The organism is Bartonella sp. MU70NMGDW (assembly GCF_042194085.1).
GTDB classification, from domain to species: Bacteria; Pseudomonadota; Alphaproteobacteria; order Rhizobiales; family Rhizobiaceae; genus Bartonella; species Bartonella grahamii.
Map to the genome: position 1 here is coordinate 1 of NZ_JBHIMK010000397.1, position 1,050 is coordinate 1,050.

1 protein-coding gene and 1 pseudogene are annotated in these 1,050 nt (G+C 46.2%); both read left to right on the forward strand.

Features of this window, described 5'->3' with window-relative positions; all coding sequences use genetic code 11:
• Nucleotides 1-321 (forward strand): annotated as a pseudogene (locus ACFIKE_RS11245) (hypothetical protein); the annotation flags it as partial.
• Nucleotides 314-1,050 (forward strand): phage terminase large subunit family protein (locus tag ACFIKE_RS11250; protein WP_375650022.1); only part of this gene is annotated, 737 nt, incomplete at its 3' end. The pseudogene ACFIKE_RS11245 and the gene ACFIKE_RS11250, both read left to right, overlap by 8 nt.

Below are 1,050 nucleotides of genomic sequence, written 5' to 3' on the forward strand. Positions count from 1 at the left end.
ATAAAACTGGAGCGAATGCAAGTTGCGCTTGAAAGCGAAAAGATTGCCCTTGAACGCTTACGCGAAACAACCGTTGACCGTGAAGAAGTCAAGAGAGCAGCCCGTGAGTTTGGAAGAGCACACCGTGACGCTATGTTGAATTTTCCTCATCGTTTTGGTGCAAGCATTGCTGCACAAGTTGGATGTGATGCGGACAGCCTTATTGGTGCTATTGATTACACTATGAGAACCGCTTTGCTTGAGGCGGTTAATATTCCAGTGCCTTTTCATGATCCTCATTCTCCAGAGTTAGAGAACTTGCAAGAAACGAATAATGGATGACAATGCAGTCGAAGAATTTTTCGCTAATGCCAATAACGCACGACAACCCGACCCACCGTACACGGTTTCGCAATGGGCGGATAAGAATAGATACCTTAGCACGGTAGCAAGTGCTGAACCTGGATTGTGGAGAACAAAGCGGACCCCCTATTTGCGCGAAATCATGGATAATCTTTCCTCTCACAAACCAATTGAAACAACTATTGTCATGAAAGGGGCGCAAGTTGGCATGTCAGAGGCAGGATTAAATTTCTGCGGTTATGCTATTCATTATAGTCCAGGACCTGCTCTTTATGTGATGCCAACGGTTGAGACAGCCAAAAAGCTTTCAAAGACGCGGCTTGATCCTATGATTATGGCAAGTCCAGTTTTAAGTGAACGCATAGCCCCAGCGCGGGCACGTGACAGTGGGAATACCATGTTTTCGAAAGAGTTTGATGGTGGTGCATTGATGCTTACAGGAGCAAACAGTGCAGCTGGTTTGCGTTCCATGCCTATTCGTTATCTGATTTTGGATGAAGTGGATGGTTATCCTCTCAGTGTGGATAACGAAGGTGATCCGGTGATGATTGCCGAAAAGCGGACCTCAACCTTTGTACAACGAAAGATCTTTAAATTGTCCACACCCACCCACCGTGACACAAGCCGTATTGCCAAGGATTTTGTGCTAGGAGACCAGCGATATTACAACGTGCCTTGTGATGCATGTGGTGTTCTACAGCCCATTGT